This window comes from Pseudoruminococcus sp. (genome assembly GCF_047012705.1).
Classification (GTDB): Bacteria; Bacillota; Clostridia; order Oscillospirales; family Acutalibacteraceae; genus Pseudoruminococcus.
In genome coordinates, this window is sequence record NZ_JBKXNW010000003.1 from 209,530 (window position 1) to 231,669 (window position 22,140).

General features: G+C 37.5%; 23 protein-coding genes. 20 read left to right on the forward strand and 3 right to left on the reverse strand.

What is annotated here, in order from left to right; translation table 11 throughout:
* Positions 1 to 7 precede the first annotated feature (7 nt).
* Complete coding sequence (locus tag ACLU24_RS04395; RefSeq protein WP_412610584.1) at positions 8 to 1,492, forward strand: glutamate synthase subunit beta; 1,485 nt, start codon at positions 8 to 10, stop codon at positions 1,490 to 1,492.
* Positions 1,493 to 1,557: 65 nt separating this feature from the next.
* Here the strand turns inward: ACLU24_RS04395 and ACLU24_RS04400 are convergent, their stop codons facing one another.
* Positions 1,558 to 1,923 carry a PadR family transcriptional regulator gene (locus ACLU24_RS04400; RefSeq protein ID WP_412610686.1) on the reverse strand — a complete coding sequence of 122 codons (366 nt, stop codon included), beginning with the start codon at positions 1,921 to 1,923 and terminating at the stop codon, positions 1,558 to 1,560.
* 223 nt (positions 1,924 to 2,146) lie between these two features.
* On the opposite strand from ACLU24_RS04400, the gene ACLU24_RS04405 reads away from it, so the two are divergent.
* Positions 2,147 to 2,389, forward strand: a complete 243-nt coding sequence (locus ACLU24_RS04405) for an LPXTG cell wall anchor domain-containing protein (RefSeq protein WP_412610586.1) — start codon at positions 2,147 to 2,149, stop codon at positions 2,387 to 2,389.
* A gap of 56 nt (positions 2,390 to 2,445) precedes the next feature.
* Here ACLU24_RS04405 and ACLU24_RS04410 read toward each other — a convergent pair whose 3' ends face one another.
* Positions 2,446 to 3,303 carry a S66 family peptidase gene (locus tag ACLU24_RS04410; RefSeq protein ID WP_412610588.1) on the reverse strand — a complete coding sequence of 286 codons (858 nt, stop codon included), beginning with the start codon at positions 3,301 to 3,303 and terminating at the stop codon, positions 2,446 to 2,448.
* Between the two features lie 439 nt (positions 3,304 to 3,742).
* Between ACLU24_RS04410 and ACLU24_RS04415 the strand changes: the two genes are divergently transcribed.
* The 18 genes from ACLU24_RS04415 (at position 3,743) to ACLU24_RS04500 (ending at position 21,710) form a co-directional block, all read left to right on the forward strand.
* On the forward strand, positions 3,743 to 5,416 hold the full coding sequence (locus ACLU24_RS04415; protein WP_412610589.1) for an AMP-binding protein: 1,674 nt from the start codon (positions 3,743 to 3,745) through the stop codon (positions 5,414 to 5,416).
* A 767-nt stretch (positions 5,417 to 6,183) separates the two neighbouring features.
* Entirely contained in the window at positions 6,184 to 7,062 is an 879-nt protein-coding gene (locus tag ACLU24_RS04420) for a YicC/YloC family endoribonuclease (protein ID WP_412610591.1), read from the forward strand.
* A gap of 6 nt (positions 7,063 to 7,068) precedes the next feature.
* A complete protein-coding gene (locus ACLU24_RS04425; protein WP_475495303.1) occupies positions 7,069 to 7,359 on the forward strand; it encodes a DUF370 domain-containing protein in 291 nt (96 codons plus the stop codon).
* Positions 7,349 to 7,939 (forward strand): guanylate kinase, encoded by a 591-nt coding sequence (gmk, locus tag ACLU24_RS04430; RefSeq protein WP_412610593.1) that lies wholly within the window; start codon positions 7,349 to 7,351, stop codon positions 7,937 to 7,939. The genes ACLU24_RS04425 and gmk overlap by 11 nt, the downstream gene beginning before the upstream one ends.
* Positions 7,940 to 8,016: 77 nt before the next feature.
* Entirely contained in the window at positions 8,017 to 8,220 is a 204-nt protein-coding gene (gene rpoZ / locus ACLU24_RS04435; RefSeq protein WP_412610595.1) for a DNA-directed RNA polymerase subunit omega, read from the forward strand.
* Positions 8,213 to 10,660, forward strand: coding sequence for a replication restart helicase PriA (priA, locus tag ACLU24_RS04440; RefSeq protein WP_412610596.1), 2,448 nt, complete (start codon positions 8,213 to 8,215; stop codon positions 10,658 to 10,660). Before rpoZ ends, priA begins: the two co-directional genes overlap by 8 nt.
* Positions 10,661 to 10,685: 25 nt before the next feature.
* The gene (def, locus tag ACLU24_RS04445) at positions 10,686 to 11,153 is read left to right on the forward strand and encodes a peptide deformylase (RefSeq protein WP_412610597.1); all 468 of its coding nucleotides are present in this window, start codon (positions 10,686 to 10,688) and stop codon (positions 11,151 to 11,153) included.
* A gap of 3 nt (positions 11,154 to 11,156) precedes the next feature.
* Positions 11,157 to 12,071, forward strand: coding sequence for a methionyl-tRNA formyltransferase (gene fmt / locus ACLU24_RS04450; RefSeq protein ID WP_412610599.1), 915 nt, complete (start codon positions 11,157 to 11,159; stop codon positions 12,069 to 12,071).
* Positions 12,072 to 12,083: 12 nt separating this feature from the next.
* A complete protein-coding gene (locus ACLU24_RS04455; RefSeq protein ID WP_412610601.1) occupies positions 12,084 to 12,782 on the forward strand; it encodes a zinc metallopeptidase in 699 nt (232 codons plus the stop codon).
* A gap of 1 nt (position 12,783) precedes the next feature.
* Complete coding sequence (rsmB, locus tag ACLU24_RS04460) at positions 12,784 to 14,112, forward strand: 16S rRNA (cytosine(967)-C(5))-methyltransferase RsmB (protein WP_412610602.1); 1,329 nt, start codon at positions 12,784 to 12,786, stop codon at positions 14,110 to 14,112.
* 291 nt (positions 14,113 to 14,403) lie between these two features.
* Entirely contained in the window at positions 14,404 to 15,474 is a 1,071-nt protein-coding gene (gene rlmN, locus ACLU24_RS04465; RefSeq protein ID WP_412610604.1) for a dual-specificity RNA methyltransferase RlmN, read from the forward strand.
* Positions 15,449 to 16,180: a Stp1/IreP family PP2C-type Ser/Thr phosphatase gene (locus ACLU24_RS04470; RefSeq protein WP_412610606.1), complete on the forward strand. Its 732-nt coding sequence runs from the start codon at positions 15,449 to 15,451 to the stop codon at positions 16,178 to 16,180. The genes rlmN and ACLU24_RS04470 overlap by 26 nt, the downstream gene beginning before the upstream one ends.
* Positions 16,181 to 16,204: 24 nt before the next feature.
* The gene (gene pknB / locus ACLU24_RS04475; protein ID WP_412610607.1) at positions 16,205 to 18,646 is read left to right on the forward strand and encodes a Stk1 family PASTA domain-containing Ser/Thr kinase; all 2,442 of its coding nucleotides are present in this window, start codon (positions 16,205 to 16,207) and stop codon (positions 18,644 to 18,646) included.
* 91 nt (positions 18,647 to 18,737) lie between these two features.
* Positions 18,738 to 19,625: a ribosome small subunit-dependent GTPase A gene (gene rsgA / locus ACLU24_RS04480; RefSeq protein ID WP_412610609.1), complete on the forward strand. Its 888-nt coding sequence runs from the start codon at positions 18,738 to 18,740 to the stop codon at positions 19,623 to 19,625.
* A gap of 10 nt (positions 19,626 to 19,635) precedes the next feature.
* Entirely contained in the window at positions 19,636 to 20,262 is a 627-nt protein-coding gene (locus ACLU24_RS04485) for a thiamine diphosphokinase (RefSeq protein ID WP_412610611.1), read from the forward strand.
* 80 nt (positions 20,263 to 20,342) lie between these two features.
* Positions 20,343 to 20,507 carry a hypothetical protein gene (locus ACLU24_RS04490; protein WP_412610612.1) on the forward strand — a complete coding sequence of 55 codons (165 nt, stop codon included), beginning with the start codon at positions 20,343 to 20,345 and terminating at the stop codon, positions 20,505 to 20,507.
* An 18-nt stretch (positions 20,508 to 20,525) separates the two neighbouring features.
* Positions 20,526 to 20,618 carry a stage V sporulation protein SpoVM gene (gene spoVM, locus ACLU24_RS04495; protein WP_022264875.1) on the forward strand — a complete coding sequence of 31 codons (93 nt, stop codon included), beginning with the start codon at positions 20,526 to 20,528 and terminating at the stop codon, positions 20,616 to 20,618.
* Positions 20,619 to 20,957: 339 nt separating this feature from the next.
* Positions 20,958 to 21,710: a phosphotransferase gene (locus tag ACLU24_RS04500; protein ID WP_412610613.1), complete on the forward strand. Its 753-nt coding sequence runs from the start codon at positions 20,958 to 20,960 to the stop codon at positions 21,708 to 21,710.
* A gap of 131 nt (positions 21,711 to 21,841) precedes the next feature.
* On the opposite strand, the gene ACLU24_RS04505 is transcribed toward ACLU24_RS04500, so the two are convergent.
* Complete coding sequence (locus ACLU24_RS04505; protein WP_412610615.1) at positions 21,842 to 22,075, reverse strand: hypothetical protein; 234 nt, start codon at positions 22,073 to 22,075, stop codon at positions 21,842 to 21,844.
* Between the last annotated feature and the right edge of the window lie 65 nt (positions 22,076 to 22,140).

Consider the following 22,140-nt stretch of genomic DNA (forward strand, 5'->3'; position numbering starts at 1 on the left):
GGACAAAATGGCTAAACCAACAGGTTTTATGGAATTTGAGAGAAAAAATAACAAAGGTTCAGAGCCTTCGGAAAGAATAAAGAATTTTAACGAATTTCATACGCCTATGCAGGCTGATGAGCGTCAAAAGCAGGCTGCAAGATGTATGGACTGCGGCGTACCGTTTTGTCAGAACGGCAGACCGATTATGGGTATGGTTTCGGGCTGTCCGCTCAACAATCTTATCCCAGAGTGGAATGAGCTGGTATATACAGGCGAATTTGATGCGGCTGCTCACCGCCTTTTGATGACTAATAACTTCCCGGAGTTTACTTCAAGAGTTTGTCCCGCACTTTGTGAGGCGGCTTGTACTTGTGGACTTAATGGCTTGTCGGTAAGCGTTAAAGAAAATGAAAACTTCATTATCGAAAACGCTTTTGAAACCGGTATGATTAAGCCTAATCCTCCGAAAGTCAGAACAGGCAAGAGGGTTGCTGTTATCGGTTCAGGCCCTTCTGGTCTTGCTTGTGCAGCACAGCTTAATATGAGAGGTCATAGCGTTACTGTATATGAAAAGGACGATCGTCTTGGCGGACTTCTTATGTATGGTATTCCTAATATGAAGCTTGAAAAACAGATTATCGAAAGACGAATAGAGCTTATGAAAGCAGAGGGAGTTAATTTCGTAACAAACGCTAATGTCGGTGAAAATTACGATGCTAATTCAATTCTCAATGATTACGATGCTGTTGTTCTTGCTTGTGGTGCAGGAAATCCTCGTGATATAAATGTTTCTGGCAGAGATGCAAACGGAATCTACTTTGCAGTTGACTTCCTTACATCAACAACAAAAAGTCTTTTAAATTCTAATCTTGAGGACGGAAATTATATTTCTGCAAAGGATAAGAATGTTATAATTATCGGTGGCGGTGATACAGGTAATGACTGCGTTGGTACTTCTATCCGTCACGGTTGTAAGTCTGTTATTCAGCTTGAAATGATGCCTAAGCTCCCTGATAGCAGAGCAGAGAATAACCCTTGGCCTGAATGGCCTCGTGTCTGTAAGACAGATTACGGTCAACAGGAGGCTATCGCTGTATTTGGTTCAGACCCAAGACGCTATCAGACAACCGTTAAGGAATTTGTCAAGGACGAAGGCGGTAATCTCAAGGGTGTTGTTATTGTTAATGTTCATTTCGTCAAGGACGAGAATGGTAGAAATGTGATGCAAACAGTTGAAGGCTCAGAGCAATATCTTGAAGCAGAGCTTGTACTCATTGCAGCAGGTTTCTTAGGTCCTAAGGGATATATTGCAGACGCTTTTGGTGTTGAAACTAATGCAAGAAGTAATGTTGCAACTGAGGCTGGTAAGTTTAAGACAAATGTTGAAAAGGTATTCACAGCAGGAGATATGCATAGAGGACAATCTCTCGTTGTTTGGGCAATCAGAGAGGGCAGAGATGCTGCCGCTGATGTAGACGAATATCTTATGGGCTATGCAGGCTTAAAGTAATATATAAGCAAAATTAAGAAATGCGAATCTCAAAACGAGGTTCGCATTTTTCTTTTTAATGATATTTATAATTGAGTGGAAAATAATTCCTCTTTAGAAATTTCAGCAATTTTACAGATTGCTTTTATATTGGTAATATAGTTATTTTTTGTTTCAGCAAGATAAACCTTGCCAGATTCTTCGAGATGATAGTATACTCTGGTTCGCCTTTGACCTATTTTTTCTATTCTACTTGTAATATAACCTTTTTCCATAAGCTTATATAAAACAGGGTACATTGAACCTTCTTTAAGGCATAGGTGGCCATCGCTCAAATCTAACGTTTCTTGAGAAATCTGATAACCATACTTATCTTCATTTTTTAGCATGGCGAGCAAAAGTAATTCTACAACGCCAAATTTAAAACTATCTTTAGCAGCCAAAATTTTCATCATCCTTTTATTATATATTTTATTTATCATAATATATAATAAACTATAAATAAAAATAAACTATATCAACTAATTTATACTTTTTAAACAACATTAAATCTTAATTATTGCTTTTTCAAGCAATAATGCGTAATTTTCGTACAAAAGTTGCTTTTTTTATAAATAGGTGTTATAATGTTCAAGTAGGAAAAAATTATCGGAAATTTTTTAGGAGGAAAATATTATGAAAAAGTTTCGTGCAGTTATTGCGTCCGTTTTTACAGCATTGACACTTATTTGTGCTTCAGCAATGAATACATTTGCTGCTGAATTAGGAAAGTCAACAATTGTGAAGCCTGACGACATAAATAATACAGTAAAAACAGGCGACAACAGCCAGACTATTATCTTGATTGTAGCTGGTGTTGCTGTTGTTGCACTTGCTGTTATTATTATCAGCATTGTTGCAAGCAAAAAGAAAAAGTAATAATTATGCAATAAAAATTTAACTCGGCTTGTCTACTTAAAAACAAGCCGAGTTTTTTATTTTTGCAATTTATAAAAGCTTCCGATTTTTATTGCTTTGGAATCTTTTGAATGTCCAATTTCTTGCGTTCTTACAATAGGAATATCTTCGTTTTCTATTTCACGCAAGATTATTTCTTCTATTGATGGTTTGCAGTTATTTTCTGTCATATATGTAAATTGTCCTAAAATGACTCCTTTTATACGATTGAAAACTCCAAGCTGTCTGAGTTGACTTAAACATGCTACTGCTCGTTCAACACCTCCGCCTAAACTTTCAAGAAATAAGATTTTTTCTGAAAAATCAGGCATATACTCAGTTCCTGCAAGCTTTAATAAGCAACGAATATTTCCGCCGACAACAATTCCACTCATGGACTCTCCTCGAATAAAGCTGTAATCAAAATTAATAAGTGAATTTTTACCAAGCATTATTGTATCAATAAATCTTTTTTGCTGTTCATTAGAATATTCTGAGGCAATGTTTTTTATTTGGTACAGATATGATATATTTCCTGTTTTGGTATAAATTGCATTTATGATAGCAGTTAAATCGCTATATCCGAAAAATATTTTATTGCTTTCTTTGATGATGTTATAATCAAGTTTATCCAATAGCTCATTGCACATATCTCCGCCGGAAATATCAAATATGGCTTTAATGCGATTATCAGTATAAAGCTCCATAAGTGCATTTGCTTTTTCTTTGATACTCGTTGAAAAAGTATCATTATTTGCATAAATATATTTACTTGTAATAATATTTAAGCCCATATTTTTTAAAACATTATATAGCTCATCAATGTTTTTTCTTTCAGATTCTTTTCTACCATCAGAGCAGGCAGATATTCCAATATAATCTCCTTTTTTAAGCATAAAACCACCTTTGCTTATTGACTTAATCTCTTTATAATGATACTATTTCAAATGAATAAATTCAAGATTTAAAAATGATTTAGCAATATAATAAATAGTAAAATAAGATTTTAGTATAAAATTTATTTTACTATATTATATAAGATTTTTAAAATTATATTCCAAATGTTGTAAATAATAAAAATTATTTAAAAAGATAAACGGCGAATTTTTTCCATAAAATCAGCAATAATTATATTATGACAAATTCAATTATACATTATACAAATTCAAAAATCCTAAAAAAATTGAAAGATAGCATTTGACAATAGCGTATAAGTGTATTATAATGAAATTAATCCACCGATTTTCGCGAAATTTTAAGATTAAAAGTTACTTTTGTGTAAATTTTACGACATATCGTATTATATAAAAATTTATTCAGAAAAGGAAGTTAAGTATGTTACTACACAAATTCTTACCGAGAACCGAATTTGACTCATATGAGGATTTTAAGGCTAATTATAAGGTCAATATCCCAGAGGATTTCAACTTTGGTTTTGATGTTGTTGACGCCTGGGCAGAGGCTGATGAAAACAAGAAAGCTCTTGTATGGTGTAATGACCACGGCGAAGAAAAAACATTTACGTTTAGTGATATTAGCCGTCTTTCAAATAAGACTGCTAACTATTTCAGAAGTCTTGGTATCAAAAAAGGCGATGTAGTTATGATGATACTTCGTCGTCGTTGGGAATACTGGATTTGTGCAACCGCACTTCATAAGGTTGGCGCTATTTTAATTCCAGGTTCACTTCAGCTTACTAAGAAAGATATAGTTTATAGAGGTAATTCAGCTGAGGTTAAGGCTATTATCTGTATAAATGATGATTTTGTTATCAATCAGGTTGAAGCGTCTGAAAAGGAAATTCCAACACTTGAAAATAAAATTGTTGTTGGCGAGCCTCGTGACGGTTGGCGTTTCTTTGAAGATGAAATCGAACCTTTCTCAGATAAATTCCCTCGTCCAACAGGCGACCAGGCTACTAACTGGAACGATATTATGCTTGTTTACTTCACAAGTGGTACAACAGGTATGCCAAAGATGGTTCAGCACAATTTTGCTCACCCTCTCGGACACATTGTTACAGCTAAATATTGGCAAATGGTTCAGGAAGATAAGCTCCATATGAGTGTTTCTGACTCAGGTTGGGCTAAGTTCGGCTGGGGTAAAATTTACGGTCAATGGATTTGCGGTGCAGTTATCTTCGCTTATGATATGGATAAATTTATCCCTGCAAAGCTCCTTGAAGTTATTTCTAAGTATAAGATTACTACTTTCTGTGCACCTCCTACAATGTACAGATTTATGCTTCAAGAGGACTTGAAAAAGTACGACCTTTCAAGCATTCAGCGTTGCTGCACAGCAGGTGAACCTCTTAATCCTGAGGTTATCAAGAAATGGCAAGAATATACAGGTCACTTCATTTATGAAGGTTTCGGTCAAAGTGAAGGCAGCGTTCTTCTCGCCAATTTCCAATGGTTTGAGCCTCGTCTTGGTTCAACAGGTAAGCCATCACCTATTTATGACATTCACCTTGTTGACAAGGATGGAAACGATGTTAAGCCAGGCGAGGAAGGCTCTATCGTCGTTATGGATGTTAAGAATCATCCTCCTGTCGGTCTTTTCACAGGTTACTACAAAAACCCTGAGATGACAGAAGAAAAGCTTCTCGGAAAGTTCTACAACACTGATGATATGGCATCTTGCGATGAAGACGGCTACTATTGCTTTATCGGTCGTGACGATGATGTTATCAAGTGCTCCGGTTACCGCATTGGACCTTTCGAGGTTGAAAGCGCATTGCTTGAGCATCCATCTGTTGTTGAGTGTGCTATTACAGGCGCTCCGGACCCGATTCGTGGTCAGGTTGTTAAGGCAACAGTTGTTCTTGCAGCTGGTTATACACCAAGCGAAGAACTTAAAAAGGAACTTCAAAGCCATGTTAAGAGAGTAACTGCTCCTTATAAATATCCAAGAGTTATTGAGTTTGTTGATGAACTTCCTAAGACACTTGGAGGTAAGATTAAGCGTGGTCAAATCCGTAAGTCTGATGAGGACGCAGCTAATAAATAAATTTTAATCGAATATAATTACTAAAAGGCTAACCGATTTTATTGTGAATTGGTTAGCCTTTGCATATTAAACGGAGTGCCTCCGCTCCCAGGACGCGGAATCGCTCGACAAGTCTCGCTCGTAGAGAATTAGACAAGATTATTGCCGCGGTCGATGAATTTTCCAATGAACTACCGATTAGTTTCATAACTTATCTAAGACAATTAAAAGTTTCGCGCGAGCCTTTTCAAAGGCTCGCGGATTCCAAAGGCAGAGCCTTTGGTGAGTTTTAAGGGCGAAGCCCTTAACCTGTTTTGCTCCCTTAGGGGTGAACTTTGTTTGCCTCTAAATTCTTTTGTTAGCACCATTAGTTATTAGGTGCGGACAAAGTCCGCACTTAGAAAGCAAAGAATGTTAAGGGCGTTGCCCTTAAAACCCATGAGGGACTCCGTCCCTCAACCCTGCAAGCTTTTGGAAAAGCTTGTGCAAAACTTTTCGGCGAGCCGCCGCTCCCAAGACGCGGAATCGCTCGGCTTTGCCTCGCTCGTAGTTGATTAGATAAGATTGTTTCCGCGGTTAAAGTAATTACCAGTGAATTACTTTTTAGATAGAAGTAACTTCATTGTGCATAATGCTGAAAATTGCTTTTAATTATGTGCAGTTTGCACGAAGATTTCCGTTTTGCTGTTGACTTAATCTTAATAATATTAGATAATATATTAGTAGATTTCTTGAAATTTCGAGAAATGAATATTATCTTATCCCATAATAGAAACGAGATGATAAAAATGATAAAGAGTATGACAGGCTTTGGAAGGTTTGAGGGTACTGCTGGAGGAAGAACTATTTCTGTTGAGATTAAAACGGTAAATCATAGATTTCTTGACTTTACTTGCAAGACTAACCGAGGATATGGCTTTCTTGAGGAGCGTTTAAAAGGCTTTATATCTGATTATATTGCAAGAGGTAAGGTTGATGTTTTTGTAGGAGTTTCTGAGGACGAAAACACAGAATCTATTGTTCAAATCAATCATTCGCTTGCCGCAGGCTATGTAAATGCTTTGCATGAGCTTGCACAAAAGTACAATATAAGAGAGGATATTTCAGTTTCACTTCTCTCAAGATATAATGATGTTCTTACTGTTCGTAAGCCTCCTGAGGACGAAGAGCAGGTATGGCTTTTGGTTAAGGAATGTGCTGAAAAGGCAGTTTCCGGACTTGTAGCTATGAGAGAAAAAGAGGGTGAAAAGCTGAAAGAAGATGTTCTTTCGCGCTGTGATATAATACTTTCTCTTGTTGAAAGTGTTGAAGAACGTTCTCCCAAAACAGTTGAAGAATATCGCCAGAAGCTTGTACTTCGTATGCAGGAGATTCTCAACGGAGTAGAAATTGATGAACAGAGGATTCTTACAGAGGCAGCAATTTTTGCTGATAAAACTGCTGTTGCTGAAGAAACAATACGCTTGCGTTCACATATTGCTCAGATGCACGAAATGCTTGAAAGCGATGTGCCAATCGGACGAAAGCTTGATTTTATCGTACAAGAAATGAACCGAGAGGCAAATACAATCGGCTCTAAGGTCAGTGACGCTGATTTGGCGCATATTGTCGTTGACATTAAAGGCGAGATAGAAAAGATTCGTGAGCAGATTCAGAATATTGAATGATGAGGGATTAAGATGCGACTTATCAATATAGGATATGGAAATCTTATTTCGTCCGAAAGAATGATAAGTGTTGTTTCGCCTGATGCCGCACCTATTAAGCGTATGGTTCAGGATGCAAGAGACAGAGGAACACTTATTGATGCAAGTTGTGGAAGAAAAACTAAAGCAGTTATATTTACCGATAACGGTTATATCGTTTTATCAGCTTTGCAGCCGGAAACGATAGCTAATCGTGCTAATAGTAAAGAAGAAAATTCTGACAAGGTTATAGAAAGGAGAAATTTTAATGAAGAATAAAGGCTTATTGTTTATACTTTCAGGTCCTTCCGGAGCAGGAAAAGGAACTCTCGTAAAGGAGCTTGTAAAGCTACCTGAAAACGAAGTTTCTGTATCTGTTACGACAAGAAAACCAAGAGAGGGAGAAATTGATGGTGTACATTATCATTTCTTTACAGTAGATAAATTCAGAAAGCTTATAGATGAAAACGGATTTCTTGAGTATGCACAATATTGTGAAAACTACTATGGAACTCCTCTTGCACAGATTGAAAAGTGGCTTTCTGAGGGCAAAAATGTAATTCTTGAAATTGATGTTCAAGGGTGCCGTCAGGTTAAGGCAAAGCGTCCTGAGACTGTTACATTATTCATCGCACCACCTTCTATGGAGGTTCTTGAACATAGACTCAGAAATAGAGGTACAGAGGATGAGAAAACTATCCAGAAGCGCCTGAATGCTGCTAAGAGCGAAATGCAAAAAGCGGGTGAATATGACTATGTGGTCATAAATGGCCCTATTGAAGAATGTGTTGAAGATGTTCTTGCAATTTTCAAGGCTGAGAATATCAAGGCTCAAAATTCAGAAAGTATTAACCTTTAATTGATTATAGATAAAATTTATTAAGGCGAAGGTTTTGACTATTCGCCGCTGATATTATATTTTTGAGGTGTATTATAATGATAAAATCATCACTTGACGATATGTTAATGGGAAGACAGAGCCGTTATGCTCTTGTTATTGCAGTTGCTAAGAGAGCAAGAGAACTTTCAGAGGAAATGGCTGAGGGTAAGATTGAAAAGAATGAAAAGCCTGTTCTCGTAGCTTATGAGGAATTTAAAAATCATAAGTATGCTATCTATGAAGCGGAAGTAGATGACTAAGCTTATTGCAGGAATTGCCGTTGAAAAAACGGCTCTCCACTTTGATAAAATTTACGATTATATAATTCCGGAAAACCTTTTGGAATCGGCACAGGTAGGCTGTCGTGTTATAGTTCCGTTTGGAAATAGTCCAAGGAGACAGGGCATAATTGTTTCAATCTTTGAGGAAAAAGAGGCTAAAAAAGGTCTTAAAAAAATAAAAGAATTGCTCGATAGCGAGCCTGTTCTTTCTAAAGAAATGCTTGCTATGGCTAAATTTATGAAGGAACGCTATTATTGTACCTTTTATGAGGCTTGTGCGGCAATGCTGCCTGCCGGCTTGGGTATGAAGCTGACATATGCTTATACCTATACTCAAGACGGTGCAGAGGCTGAAAATCTTTCTGCTGATGAGAGTATGCTTATAAACTTTCTTATGGTAAGAAAAAAGCCGGTAAGACACGATATTCTATTGAAGAATATGGGCTTTTCTGATGACGGCATTTTGATTAAGTTATGCAAAAAGGGCTATATTCTGAAAAAAGAAGTTATTAAGAAACGCTTTCTTGAACCGACCATAAAAATGGTTCGTATATGTGAGGATGCAGATATTCCAGAAAGGTTATCACCTAAGCAAAGCGAGGTTATTTCACTTTTACAGACGGCCGGAGAATGTTCTGTTAAGGAACTTAATTACTTTCTTGGTGTAACTTCGGCGGTTTCAGACGGTCTTGTCAAAAAGGGAATATGCGAATATTTCGAGGAGGAAGCTCCAAAATATATTCCAAGTGTAGAATCCAAGCCAAAGCAACAACCTGTAATATTTCTTACTGACGAACAGCAGAAAGCTTATGACGATTTACTCGAAAGACAAAATTCCGGAAAGGCGTCTGTTTCCTTACTCTATGGAATTACAGGAAGTGGAAAAACTTCTGTATTTATGAAGTTGATAGATAATGCGATTGATGTAAATAACGGAAATGTCATTGTAATGGTTCCGGAAATTTCACTGACACCACAGCTTTTGGACAAGTTTACTACACGCTACGGCGATAGAGTTGCTATATTTCATAGTGGATTGCCGATTGGCAAGCGTCTTGAAGAATGGAAGCGTGTCAAAAATGGCGAGGCGAAAATAGCTGTCGGAACTCGTTCCGCAATATTTGCACCATTTGATAAAATTTCGCTCATTGTAATGGACGAAGAACAGGAATATACCTATAAATCTTCTGCAACACCGAGATTTCACGCAAGAGAACTCGCAAAATTTCGTTGTGCTGAGAATAATTGTTTACTCTTACTTTCTTCTGCGACACCTTCTGTTGAAAGTTTTTACTTCGCAAATGAGGGAAGATACGGCTTGCAAATCTTAAAAACAAGATACGGCACAGCCAAATTGCCAGAAGTAATAACAGCAGATATGAATATTGAGCAAGAACAGGGCAATATGAGTGCGTATAGCTCAAAATTGCTTGGGTCTATTGAGGAAAATCTGAAAAATCAAAAGCAATCTATTATTCTTTTGAATAGGCGTGGTCATAATACCTTTGTTTCGTGCCGTTCGTGCAAGGAGGTTATATCTTGTCCGAACTGCTCAATTTCGCTGACCTATCATTCTGCGAATCATAGGTTGATGTGTCACTATTGCGGATATTCTATTCCTGTTCCGAAAAAGTGTCCTGCTTGCGGAAGTGAAAAACTTCGTTTCGGCGGAACTGGTACTCAAAGGGCAGAGGAAGAACTTTCGGAAATTTTCCCAAGTGCAAGAGTTCTTAGGCTTGATACAGATTCTACTATGCAGAGATTTGCTTATGAGAAAAAGCTTGCACAATTTGCGAATGGTGAATATGATATTCTGCTTGGAACGCAGATGGTTGCAAAGGGACTTGATTTTCCGAATGTAACTCTTGTCGGAGTTATAAATGCAGACCAGATGCTTTATGGCGGAGATTTCAGAAGTTATGAGAGAGCATTTTCGCTCTTGACACAGGTTGTCGGTCGTTCGGGCAGAGGTGATTTCGAGGGAAAGGCCATTATTCAGACCTATGCTCCTGAGAATCCTATTATAGCTCTTGCAAAATCTCAGAATTATGATAAATTTTATAGTAGTGAGATTAAGCTAAGAAAGGCAATGATATATCCGCCGTTTTCGGATATAGGTGTTGTGGCTTTTGTCGGAACAAACAGAAATCTTGTTGAAAAATCAGCACAGCATTTTTCGGAGCTTTTAAAAGAAAAGCTCGCTAATGAATATAAGGGTATGCCCCTTGTTATATTAGGTCCTGCACCTGCGCTTGTTTCTAAAATAAGCAATAAATACAGGTACAGACTTATATTGAAATTCAGAAATAATAAGGCATTTCGCAGTCTTTTATCATCTTTACTTTGTGAACTTGGTGCAGACAGAAATTATTCTGAGGTTACTATTTATGCAGATATTAACCCGGAAAATGTAATGTGATTTGCCGAAAAGGAGTCTTTAAACTATGGCACTTAGAAATATTGTTAAAGAGGGCGACGAAATTTTAACAAAAAAATGCCGTCCTGTTGAAAAGTTTGACGAAAGACTTGCATCTTTGCTTGACGATATGTACGAAACAATGATGGCAGGAAATGGTGTTGGTCTTGCTGCACCACAGGTAGGTATGCTAAGACGAGCATTTGTTATAGACATCGGCGAAGGTAAGCTTGAGTTTGTCAACCCTGAAATTATTAAGACAAGCGGCAGACAAGAAACAGGCGAAGGCTGTCTTTCCTGCCCCGGTGAATACGGAATAACTGTTCGTCCGAGATTTGTTACTGTTAAGGCTCAGGACAGAAACGGCAAGGAATTTACTATGGACGCTTCTGATTTGCTTGCAAAGGCAATTTGCCACGAAAATGACCACCTTGATGGAATACTTTTCAAGGCTCATGTAATAAGAATGTTAGATGAGGACGAATTGGAGGGATAAATATTGCGAATAGTATTTATGGGTACTCCTGAATTTGCTGTTCCTTGCTTATCAGCCCTTATTGAAAAATATGAGGTTCTTGCTGTTTTTACTCAACCGGATAAACCAAAGGGCAGAAAGCAGATTCTTACACCGCCTCCGGTTAAAGAAGAGGCTTTAAAGCATAATATCCCGATTTATCAGCCAAAAACTCTCAAGGACGGCGAGGCTTTTAAGATTCTTTCAGAGATTAAGCCTGATGTCATTGTAGTAGTTGCATATGGTAAAATCTTGCCTAAGGAAATTCTTGAATTGCCGAAATATGGCTGTATAAATGTTCACGCTTCACTTTTGCCTAAGTATCGTGGAGCGGCTCCGATTCAGTGGTCAATCATTGACGGCGAAAAGGAAACAGGCGTTACAGCTATGCAGATGGATATTGGTCTTGATACGGGAGATATGATTAAATCTGCATCACTTACTATTGGTGAGAATGAAACTGCCGATGAACTTCACGACAGACTTTCCGCACTCGGTGCAAAGCTTATTATTGAAACACTTGAATCTGTTGAAAATGGTACAGCAACACGCACAAAGCAAGATGATAGCTTATCTAATTATGCGTCTATGCTTTCTAAGGACATTTCACCGATTGATTTTACACAATCTGCACAAGCAGTTCATAACAAGGTCAGAGGACTTAACTCTTGGCCGTCTGCAACTGCGATTATGGATGGTAAGCGTATAAAGATTCATAAGACAAGGCTTGCTGATGCTTGCGGACAGGCCGGAGAAATAGTTTCGCTTGAACCTTTTATTGTAACTTGTGGGAGTGGTGCTATTGAAATTCTTGAACTTCAGCCTGAGGGCAAAAAGAAAATGAATGCGGCGGACTTTTTGAGAGGCCATAAAACAGAACTTCATTCATTTTTGAAATAAGGAGATTTTTGTATGGGATTTTATTATTTTGATTATACTTATCTGCTATTTGTAGTTCCCGGACTTTTGATTTCGATTTATGCACAATATTGTGTTTCGACTGCTTTTAATAAGTATTCTAAGGTTAGAAATTCTGCAGCTATGTCGGGTAGAAATGCCGCTGAAATGGTTCTTAGAATGAATAATGTTCCGCCTATTCCGATAAATCCGATAAGCGGAAATATGAATGACCACTTTGACCCCCGTTCAAATTCTATAAGACTTTCTGACCCTGTTTATAACAAGACAACAGTTACAGCAATGTGCGTTGCGGCACATGAAGCAGGACACGCCGTACAACACGCAACAAGCTATGCACCTATGACTATAAGACGAGCATTAGTTCCAATAACACAAATAAGCTCATCTCTTGCTTGGCCAATGGTTTTAATAGGCTTGATACTTCCTGTACAATATGATTTCTTCATTTACCTTGGAATTTTGCTCTATGGCGTAGCACTTCTTTTCTCTATCGTTACACTTCCTGTTGAATTTAATGCAAGCCGCAAAGCAATGGTTGCACTTGAAAATTCAGGTCTTTGTACTGCGGAAGAATTGGCAGGAGCAAAAAAGGTACTTCGTGCGGCCGCTATGACCTATGTAGCATCTACACTTACAGCAATGCTCAATTTGCTCAGAATTATTTTTATAGCAAATAACAGACGGAGATAGTATGGATAACAATATAAATGGCAGAACCCTTGCATTTAATGCTTTGTTAAGAGTGCTTGAGGACGATGCTTATTCAAACATAGCCTTTGATACGATAATTTCAAGGTCAGAGGCAAATCCGAGAGAAGTCGGACTTGCGGCGGCTATATTCTATGGTGTGCTTGAGAGAAAGCTTACTCTTGATTATGTAATCTCAAAATTCTCAAAAACACCTATAAAGAAGATTGAGCCAAAGGCATTAATAATTCTTTATATGGGTATTTATCAGATAATCTATATGGATAGAATACCTGATTCCGCCGCAGTAAATGAGTGCGTTAAGCTTTGCAAAAAACAAAAGCTATTTTCAGCGAGTGGTTTTGTAAATGGTGTTTTGCGTTCGGTTTCGAGAAGCGGTATGCCCGAAATTCCAAACAAAAATAAAGCTAAGTATTTTTCTATAAAGTATTCATTCCCGAAAGAGATAATCGCTCTTTGGCAAAAATCATATGGTGAAGAAATTACTGAAAAGTTGCTTGAATCTCAATCGGGCAGACCGCCTCTTTGTGCAAGAGTAAATACACTCAAAACTAATACCGATGAGCTTATTAAGTTACTTACTGATAAGGGAATTTCGGTTGAAAAAAGTAAAATTCTTGAAAATGCTATTCTTATAGAAAATTCTGGTTCGCTTACAAGGCTTGCTGAATTTAAGAAAGGCTTATTTCATATCGAGGATATTTCGAGCCAACTTTGCTGTGAGGTGCTTTCTCCGAAAAAAGGTGACAGAGTGCTTGATGTTTGCGCCGCACCTGGTGGCAAAAGCGTTACTATGGCAGAAATGATGCAAAATGACGGTATGATTCTTGCCTGCGACCTTTATCCGCAAAGGCTCAAACTCATAGAAGAAAATGCAAAAAAGACTTCTGTTGATATTATCAGAACGAAGGTTGCTGATGCACAAAATCAGGATTATGAACAAAAATTTCAGAGAGTTTTGTGCGATGTGCCATGCTCAGGTTTTGGAATTATAAGAAGAAAGCCTGAATTACGATATAAAAGCGTTACAGGGCTTGACACTCTGCCGGATTTGCAGTACCTTATATTATGTAATGTTGCGAGATTTGTTGCGGACGGTGGAGTATTAGTTTACTCTACCTGTACGCTAAATCCAAACGAAAATGGTAAAAATGCGGAACGCTTTTTAAAAGAGCATAACGACTTTAAGCCTTACGATATAAAGCTTGATAATATTGTAAGAGGAATAGATGAGCCAAACAATCAGCTTACACTTTTCCCTCATACAAATGGCACAGATGGTTTCTTTATATCTGCATTTGTGCGTAAATAGGCTGTTAGTTAATGTGAATTTGATAATAACTGTTAGTTTATAATTAAAGTTGAAAAGTCTTGAGAGAGACTTTTCGAGTGATTTCTCATCTTGGGAACGGAGGCTTGCCGTCAGGGAACCCTCTGCGAAGGTTTCCTACGATTAGATGAGCATAAAGTGTTTCGCTCTCTGTGGAGAGCGACAAGGGCGTTGACCTACGAGTAGCTTTCATCAACGAAGCTTGTGTAGAAAAGGCTCGAGCGAAACTTTTAATAAAAATTGCTTGAAAGAAAACTGAAAGGAGGATAGTTTGTGATAGATATAAAGTCTTTGACTCTCGAGGAATTGCAGGCAGAGCTTAAAAATATGGGACAGCCATCATTCAGGGCAGGTCAGATATTTAAATGGCTTCACGAAGGGGTAAAATCCTTTGATGAAATGACTAATATTTCTAAGAGCTTAAGAGAAGAACTTGGTCAAAAGTGCTATATATCCTCTGCAACTATTGAAAAAAAACTCGTTTCGGATTATGATGATACAGTAAAATATCTCTTTTCATTCAGAGATGGGGAAACCGTAGAATCAGTTTTGATGAAATATCATCATGGATATACAAGCTGTATATCAACGCAAGTTGGCTGTAAGATGGGTTGCACCTTCTGTGCAACAGGTATGGGCGGATATGTTAGAAATCTTACACCGAGCGAAATGCTTGCACAGCTTCAAGCTGAACAGGCAGATAGAAATATCAGAATTTCAAATATCGTTCTTATGGGTATGGGAGAACCACTTGATAATTTCGATAATGTAATACGCTTTCTGAAGCTTGTTTCTGACGATAAGGGAATGAATATCGGTATGCGGCATATATCGCTTTCAACCTGTGGAGTTGTGCCGAAAATATATGAGCTTGCAGATTTGAAGCTTCAACTTACACTTTCAGTTTCACTTCATGCACCAAACGACCAGATAAGAAGTAAAACTATGCCTGTAAACAGAAGATGGGGGATAGATGAACTTCTTGAGGCTTGCCGATATTATCTTAAAATGACAAACAGACGCATATCATTTGAATATGCGATGATTGATAATGTAAATGACAGCGATGCCTGTGCAAGAGAATTAGCTAAAAAACTGCATGGAATGTTGGCTCATGTCAACCTTATTCCTGTTAATGCAGTAAATGGCACAGGATATAAAAAGAGTAAGGCAGAAAGGCTTAGGGCTTTTTCTAATATACTTGAAAAAAGTGGAATCACCGTCACTGTACGAAGAACCCTCGGAAGTGACATAAATGCCTCGTGCGGGCAGTTGAGGCGGGGTACAAAATCTGAAACGGCTAAAAAGGGGGCTGAGAATGATGCAGGTATTCAGCAAGAGTGATACGGGAATTGTCAGAAAGCAAAATCAGGACAGTTGCAAAACAGGTGAGTTTGATGAAAAGACCGTTTGGGCTGTTGTCTGTGATGGTATGGGCGGAGCAAATGGCGGAAGTGTAGCAAGTGCAACTGCTGTTGATGAAATCTCGCAATACATATCAGAAAATTATGAGCTTGACTTTGACGAAGACCGCATAAAACAACTTCTGGCAGATGCAGCTACTGTTGCAAATAATGCAATATATGCAAAGTCTGTTAGCTGTCAGGAGCTTAGCGGAATGGGGACAACGCTTGTTGCTGCAATCGTCAAAGAAAATAAGCTTTATATTATTCACGCAGGTGACAGCCGAGCCTGTCTTATAGATGGTGAAAGCTTTATTCAGCTTACACAGGATCACTCTATTGTTCAGGAAATGGTTGATATGGGAGAAATCACTCCTGAACAGGCAAAGGTTCACCCTAAGAAAAACATAATAACAAGGGCTTTGGGAGTAGAACCGAGGATAAGGCTTGATTTTACCGTTTCTGATTTTCCGGAAAACTCGATTTTTATGATATGTACTGATGGACTTACAAATTATCTTAGTCCAGAAAGAATGGTCGAGCTTTATAAGAAATTCAACGGTGATGAGCTTACTGAGGCTATGGTCGCAGAAGCTAACGAGCAAGGCGGAGGTGACAACATAACTGTTGTCATCATAAACCGATAATCGGTTGAAAGGGGTTATTTTTAAATGGATAAATATGTTGGTAAAAGGCTTGACGGCAGATATGAGCTTCAAGAGCTTATAGGCGTCGGCGGTATGGCAACGGTTTATAAAGCATATGACACTATTGATGATAAGATTGTTGCTGTAAAAATCTTGAAGGAAGAATTCCTTGGCAATGATGATTTTATTCGTAGATTCAAGAATGAATCTAAGGCTATTGCAGTGCTTTCTCACCCAAATATAGTTAAGGTTTTTGATGTCAGCTTTGGCGATAGGATTCAATATATCGTTATGGAATACATTGATGGTATAACTCTTAAAGAATATATTGAGCATCAGAAGGTTATAAACTGGAAAGAGGCTGTACATTTCACAGTTCAGATTCTTGAGGCTCTTGAGCATGCTCACGAAAAGGGCGTTGTCCATAGAGATATTAAACCTCAGAATATAATTCTTCTTCAGGACGGAACTATTAAAGTTACAGACTTTGGAATAGCTCGTCTTACAACAAGCGAAACTCGTACAATGACAAATACAGCTATTGGCTCAGTTCATTATATCGCACCTGAACAGGCTCGTGGCGATTTGACAGACGGTAAGGCTGATATTTATTCTGTTGGCGTAATGCTTTATGAAATGCTTACAGGTAAGCTTCCTTTTGAGGCTGATAGTGCCGTTTCTGTGGCTATTATGCAGCTTCAAACAGAGCCAAGTCCTTTGCGTGATATAAATGAGGAAATTCCTGAGGGACTTGAAGAAATTACCCTCAAGGCTATGAGAAAAGACCCTGCACAGCGTTATGAAACAGCCGCAAAAATGCTTGAGGCTCTCGAAACTTTCCGCAGAAATCCAAGCGTTCGCTTTAATTATAAATATTATGATGACACCACAAGCGGAGACACAAAGTTTGTTGAAACCTCTATAAAAAATAATAATGCACCCGCTGTCCCTGACCAGCTTTATAATGATAATTATGATTATGATGAGGAAACATCAAGCGATACACGCTCAAGAACCGCAGTAAAATGGGTAACAATAGGAATTGCTTCTGTTGTTGTTATTGCTATTGCAGTTCTGATATTTATGTTTACTTCAAAATCTTGTCAGGGCGGTTCATCAAAAGATGTTGAAATTCCGGACTTCATCGGTCAAATGCTTGATGATGTTCAGTCGAACAAATCATATAAATTTAACTTCAAGATTGAGGTTAAATATGACGCTTCAAAGCCTCTTATGATGATTCTCGACCAAGACCCTAAGGCAGGAACTAAAACTGTTAAGGAAAATTCTGAAATTATTCTTACTGTCAACAGTAGTGAATCTAAGGTTAATGTTCCGATAGTTAAGGGACTTAGCCAAAAGGATGCTGAAGAAAAGGTTCAAAATGCAAACCTTTATACAGAGATTAAGAAGGTTTATAGCAATGTAGTTGATAAGGGCTATGTAATTGACTGCTCACCTGGAGAGGGTACTGAACAGCAAATCGGTACAAAAATTACTTTGTTTATAAGTGATGGTCCTGAGGGCGAAACAGTTCAGATTCCTACAAAGCTTATTGGCAAGACTAAGGACGAGGTTAAGGCAGAGCTTGAAAAGCTTGGTTTAAAGACAGAGTTTAGCGAACAGCCTTCTACTGAAAAGAAAGATATAGTAATTAACCTTGAGCCATATGAGGGCAATACAGTTCAAAAGGGTACACTTGTTACAATCTATGCAAGTAACGGTAAACTTCCGACAGGTTCAGAAAGAAAAATTGAACTTGACGTGGGTTGGCCAAACGAAGAAGCAAAGGTAAATCTTGAAGTATTTATCAATGGTATTAAGGACGACAGCCTTTCAAATGATTCCGTATATCTTCCTGATGTAGGAAAGCTTAAAATTACTGGCAGAGATAAAGATGTAAAGGTTAAGATTAATATTAACGACAGCGAATATAAGATTTTCACAATCGACTTTACTAAGGACCCGCCTGTTGCAACTCTTACAAAGGAAAATCCTTACACATCAAATTCATTCAAGGTTCCATCCGTTGCAGGTTCTTCTGAGGAAGATGCAAGAAAGGCTTTGATTTCAGCTGGTTTTGATGCAGCAAATATCTCTGTTGAAGAAGAAACAAGCGATACAGTTTCTAAGGGAAATGTTACAAGAACAAATCCTTCAGAGGGTTCAGTTGTTTCTGCACATTCTTCAATTACAATCTTTGTAAGCACAGGTAATGGCGAATCTCTAGATGAATCATCTGAGCCATCTTCTGGATCATCAAATGAGGAATTTAATGATATTATCGGCAGCACATTCAGATATGTATATGATAAGTATGGTGCAAATTATCGCTTTAGCTATGAGGGCAATCCTTCTGACAGTACAACGATAAAGAGCTACTCTGTATCTGGTAACGAAATTACACTTTATTTCAATGAGGAATCATCGGGCGAAACAACTGATGTTCCATCAAATAACCAATAAGTTTAATAACAATAGTTAAGTGATTAAGGTCTGCTTTGCGGATATTCGCAGAGCAGACCTTATCTATAGAGAATTTTTAAGAAGGTGTGAAATGAAAAAAATAGATGGATTGCTTATAAAGGTTTTGGGCGGTTTTTATTATGTAGAGGCCGAGGATAATATGTATGAGTGTAAGGCTCGCGGAAGCTTTCGCAGACAAAAGCTTTCGCCGTATGTTGGCGATAGAGTGACGATTTCTATTCCTGATGACGGCTACTGTGCAATAGAAAGCATTGCAGAGCGTAAAAATTCCCTTATAAGACCACCTCTTGCAAATATAGATACTTTGTTTATTGTGGCATCTACGACCGAACCGGAGCCAAATATGCTTGTTATTGATAAAATGACAGCGGCAGCAGTTTCAAAGGGAATAGAGCCTATTATAGTTATTTCTAAGACGGATTTAAGCGGTGCGGAAAAGCTTAAAGAAATTTATGCGACAACAGGTTTTAAGCTTATAGAATGTTCTAAGGAAAATAACGATGGAGCAGAAGAGATTAAGTCTATGCTTGGAGGAAAAATTTCAGCTTTTACCGGAAATTCAGGTGTAGGAAAGTCTACTATACTTAATTCTATTCTTCCTGAGCTTGAACTTGAAACTGGTGATATAAGTCGAAAACTTGGTCGTGGCAGACACACTACTCGTCATACAGAGCTTTATAAAATTTGCGGAGGTTATATAGCCGATACACCAGGATTTTCTACAGTTGATATAGAACGATATGAACTTATTCGCAAAGAGGATTTGCCGAATTGCTTTCCCGAGTTTGAACCTTATATCTGTAATTGTAAATTTACTTCGTGTGCTCACATAAAGGAAAAAGGTTGTGGCGTCCTTGAGGCACTTAACGAGGGAAAAATAAGTCAATCAAGGCATAACAGTTATGTTATGATGTATGACGAGGTTAAAGACATCAAGGATTGGATGAATAAATCATAAGGAGAATAATATGAGTCGTTGCGTTATTATATCTTCCTCACCCAAAATAGAGATTCCGTTTTTGCTGGGTGAGGTTCGTTCTGATGATTTTATAATATGTGCTGATGGCGGATATAAACACGCCGAAAAGGCAGGTCTTACGCCTGATATAATTATTGGAGATTTCGATTCCGCAGAAGCACCGTCAAATACAAATGCTAAGGTTTTGAAGCTTCCTACAAAGAAAGATGATACAGATACTTTCAGATGTGTTAAAGAGGCTCTGAACCGAGGGTTTGACGAAATAATTATATTTGGCGGTACAGGTGGAAGAATGGACCATACCTATGCAAATATTTCTGTTTTAAGTTATATCCGTTTGCACAATGCAAGGGGAACTCTTATTGATGAAAGCAATTCATTGACGGTTATTTCTGATGAGGAAATTCTTATAAATGGTAAGTGCGGAGAGCGATTTTCAATTTTTCCTTTTGGCTGCAAAAGCTGTGTTGTTACGCTTTCCGGTTTTGAATATGAGCTTGAAAAAGGCAGACTTTTTGCAGAAATACCATTAGGAATAAGCAATGTTATAACTGCTGATACTGCAAGAGTGAAAATTGATGAGGGCAGTGCCGTAATAATTTTTTCAAAGGAATAGGCACAAAAATTACACCGCCGAGTATTATGTACTAAGAGCGTTACGAAAGGCTCAAATACATAAAAAAGGCGGTGTTATTTATGGCAAGAAAGCGAAGGGGCTGCAATAACTGCAATAGCGGAAAAACAGCGCTTGCGTTTGCTTTAGGGCTTTTGATTTCACTGCTTTTCCCACAAAGATGCCTTTTGATTATCGCAGCGATAATTGTAATAATACTTGCGATTGCGTTGTCGAAATGCTGCTGAATTTATGGAGGTATACTTATGAAAATTGTTGTAGTTGACAGACCAAAATTCTTTTCATTCTTTTTAAGAAAGATGTTCGGAATTAAAAAATTAAAGCCTGAGGAAATTTAAAGTTTATTTTCTATATTTTTCAATAAACGGGAGCGGATATAATCCGCTCTTTTTTGTGTGAATAATTATCCTGAATATATGCATAATAATTGTATATATAAAATTAAAAATCGTGTCGAATCTTTGGTCGATTGATAAATTATTAACAAACATATACTAAAATCATTGTTAAAATTTAGACAAATTGTCTTATTGCACAAAAAACTAACTAAAACTTAATGCACATTACATCTATCTTTTATTCAAATTGTGTAGTATAATAACAACATCAGATACAGAAACACTTGATTCTAAGAAATCTGTTAAACTAAATATAAAAGCCGAAAGGGGACTTAATTTATGACATTCGAAAAAGTTTTAGCTGAACGCAAAGATAAGGTTATTTACAAAAATGGCGACACTACTATAAAAGTATTTGACAGCAACTATCCTAAGTCAGATATTCTTAACGAAGCTCTTAACCACGCAAGAGTTGAGGAAACAGGTCTTCCTATCCCTGCAATTAAGGCAGTTTCGGTTATTGATGGCAAGTGGGCTATTTCTATTGAGTATGTAGAAGGTAAGACACTTGAAGAAATTATGGAAGAAGACCCGGATAATTTCGATAAATATCTTGAACAATTCGTCGACCTTCAGCTTATGGTTCAGAGCAAGAAAGCCCCTCTCCTTAATAAGCTAAAGGATAAGATGAACAGAAAGATTTCAAGCCTTAGCAATGAGATTGACGCAACAACTCGTTATGAACTTCATACAAGACTTGAATCTATGCCAAAGCACGATAAGGTTTGCCACGGCGATTTTAACCCGTCAAATATCATTGTTGCTCCTGACGGCTCAATGCATATTCTTGACTGGTCGCACGCTACTCAGGGAAATGCTTCCGCGGACGCAGCAAGAACATATCTTTTGTTTGCTCTTAAAGATAAGACTGTTGCTGATAAGTATCTTGACTTGTTCTGCAAGAAGTCTGACACTGCTAAACAATATGTACAGCAGTGGTTGCCGATAGTTGCAGCCTCACAGCTTGTAAAGCATCGCCCAGAAGAAGAGGATTTCCTCAAGACTTGGATTGATGTTATCGACTATCAGTAATATTTAATTTCGATTATAAGTTTTCTTTTTTCTTCCTTTCTTTTTTTCATAAACAGGAATGCCAACCGAGCTTTTCGGTTGGCATTTTTGTATTTCAATATGAATAGTAATAAAAATAATTATTTTGTGCTTTAATCATAAATCTTATGTTCAACATACATCATCATTTTATTTCTGAAAAAAATATATTCTATAATACCGATTAAAGAAATTCCTGCGATAAATTCAGGGCGATGAAAAATTCCAGCAAAAATAAGAGCAATAATGTTTAAAATAACTACAAATAGAATTAAGGCTAAATGCTCTTTAAGCCATTTTGATTTCCAGAATTTATACTTTTCATCAAGTGAAAATGTTGCTTTCATAAATATCACAACTTTCAATTTTTATTTTATAATTAAAATATACCAAATAAAAATGATTTTGTCAA

Excerpts from the sequence above, each read along its gene's own strand:
- ACLU24_RS04395 (WP_412610584.1), top strand. The coding sequence starts at position 8 with ATGGCTAAACCAACAGGTTTTATGGAATTTGAGAGAAAAAATAACAAA.
- ACLU24_RS04400 (WP_412610686.1), bottom strand. The coding sequence starts at position 1,923 with ATGAAAATTTTGGCTGCTAAAGATAGTTTTAAATTTGGCGTTGTAGAA.
- ACLU24_RS04405 (WP_412610586.1), top strand. The coding sequence starts at position 2,147 with ATGAAAAAGTTTCGTGCAGTTATTGCGTCCGTTTTTACAGCATTGACA.
- ACLU24_RS04410 (WP_412610588.1), bottom strand. The coding sequence starts at position 3,303 with ATGCTTAAAAAAGGAGATTATATTGGAATATCTGCCTGCTCTGATGGT.
- ACLU24_RS04415 (WP_412610589.1), top strand. The coding sequence starts at position 3,743 with ATGTTACTACACAAATTCTTACCGAGAACCGAATTTGACTCATATGAG.
- ACLU24_RS04420 (WP_412610591.1), top strand. The coding sequence starts at position 6,184 with ATGATAAAGAGTATGACAGGCTTTGGAAGGTTTGAGGGTACTGCTGGA.
- gmk (WP_412610593.1), top strand. The coding sequence starts at position 7,349 with ATGAAGAATAAAGGCTTATTGTTTATACTTTCAGGTCCTTCCGGAGCA.
- rpoZ (WP_412610595.1), top strand. The coding sequence starts at position 8,017 with ATGATAAAATCATCACTTGACGATATGTTAATGGGAAGACAGAGCCGT.
- priA (WP_412610596.1), top strand. The coding sequence starts at position 8,213 with ATGACTAAGCTTATTGCAGGAATTGCCGTTGAAAAAACGGCTCTCCAC.
- def (WP_412610597.1), top strand. The coding sequence starts at position 10,686 with ATGGCACTTAGAAATATTGTTAAAGAGGGCGACGAAATTTTAACAAAA.
- ACLU24_RS04455 (WP_412610601.1), top strand. The coding sequence starts at position 12,084 with ATGGGATTTTATTATTTTGATTATACTTATCTGCTATTTGTAGTTCCC.
- rsmB (WP_412610602.1), top strand. The coding sequence starts at position 12,784 with ATGGATAACAATATAAATGGCAGAACCCTTGCATTTAATGCTTTGTTA.
- ACLU24_RS04470 (WP_412610606.1), top strand. The coding sequence starts at position 15,449 with ATGATGCAGGTATTCAGCAAGAGTGATACGGGAATTGTCAGAAAGCAA.
- pknB (WP_412610607.1), top strand. The coding sequence starts at position 16,205 with ATGGATAAATATGTTGGTAAAAGGCTTGACGGCAGATATGAGCTTCAA.
- rsgA (WP_412610609.1), top strand. The coding sequence starts at position 18,738 with ATGAAAAAAATAGATGGATTGCTTATAAAGGTTTTGGGCGGTTTTTAT.
- ACLU24_RS04485 (WP_412610611.1), top strand. The coding sequence starts at position 19,636 with ATGAGTCGTTGCGTTATTATATCTTCCTCACCCAAAATAGAGATTCCG.
- ACLU24_RS04490 (WP_412610612.1), top strand. The coding sequence starts at position 20,343 with ATGGCAAGAAAGCGAAGGGGCTGCAATAACTGCAATAGCGGAAAAACA.
- spoVM (WP_022264875.1), top strand. The coding sequence starts at position 20,526 with ATGAAAATTGTTGTAGTTGACAGACCAAAATTCTTTTCATTCTTTTTA.
- ACLU24_RS04500 (WP_412610613.1), top strand. The coding sequence starts at position 20,958 with ATGACATTCGAAAAAGTTTTAGCTGAACGCAAAGATAAGGTTATTTAC.
- ACLU24_RS04505 (WP_412610615.1), bottom strand. The coding sequence starts at position 22,075 with ATGAAAGCAACATTTTCACTTGATGAAAAGTATAAATTCTGGAAATCA.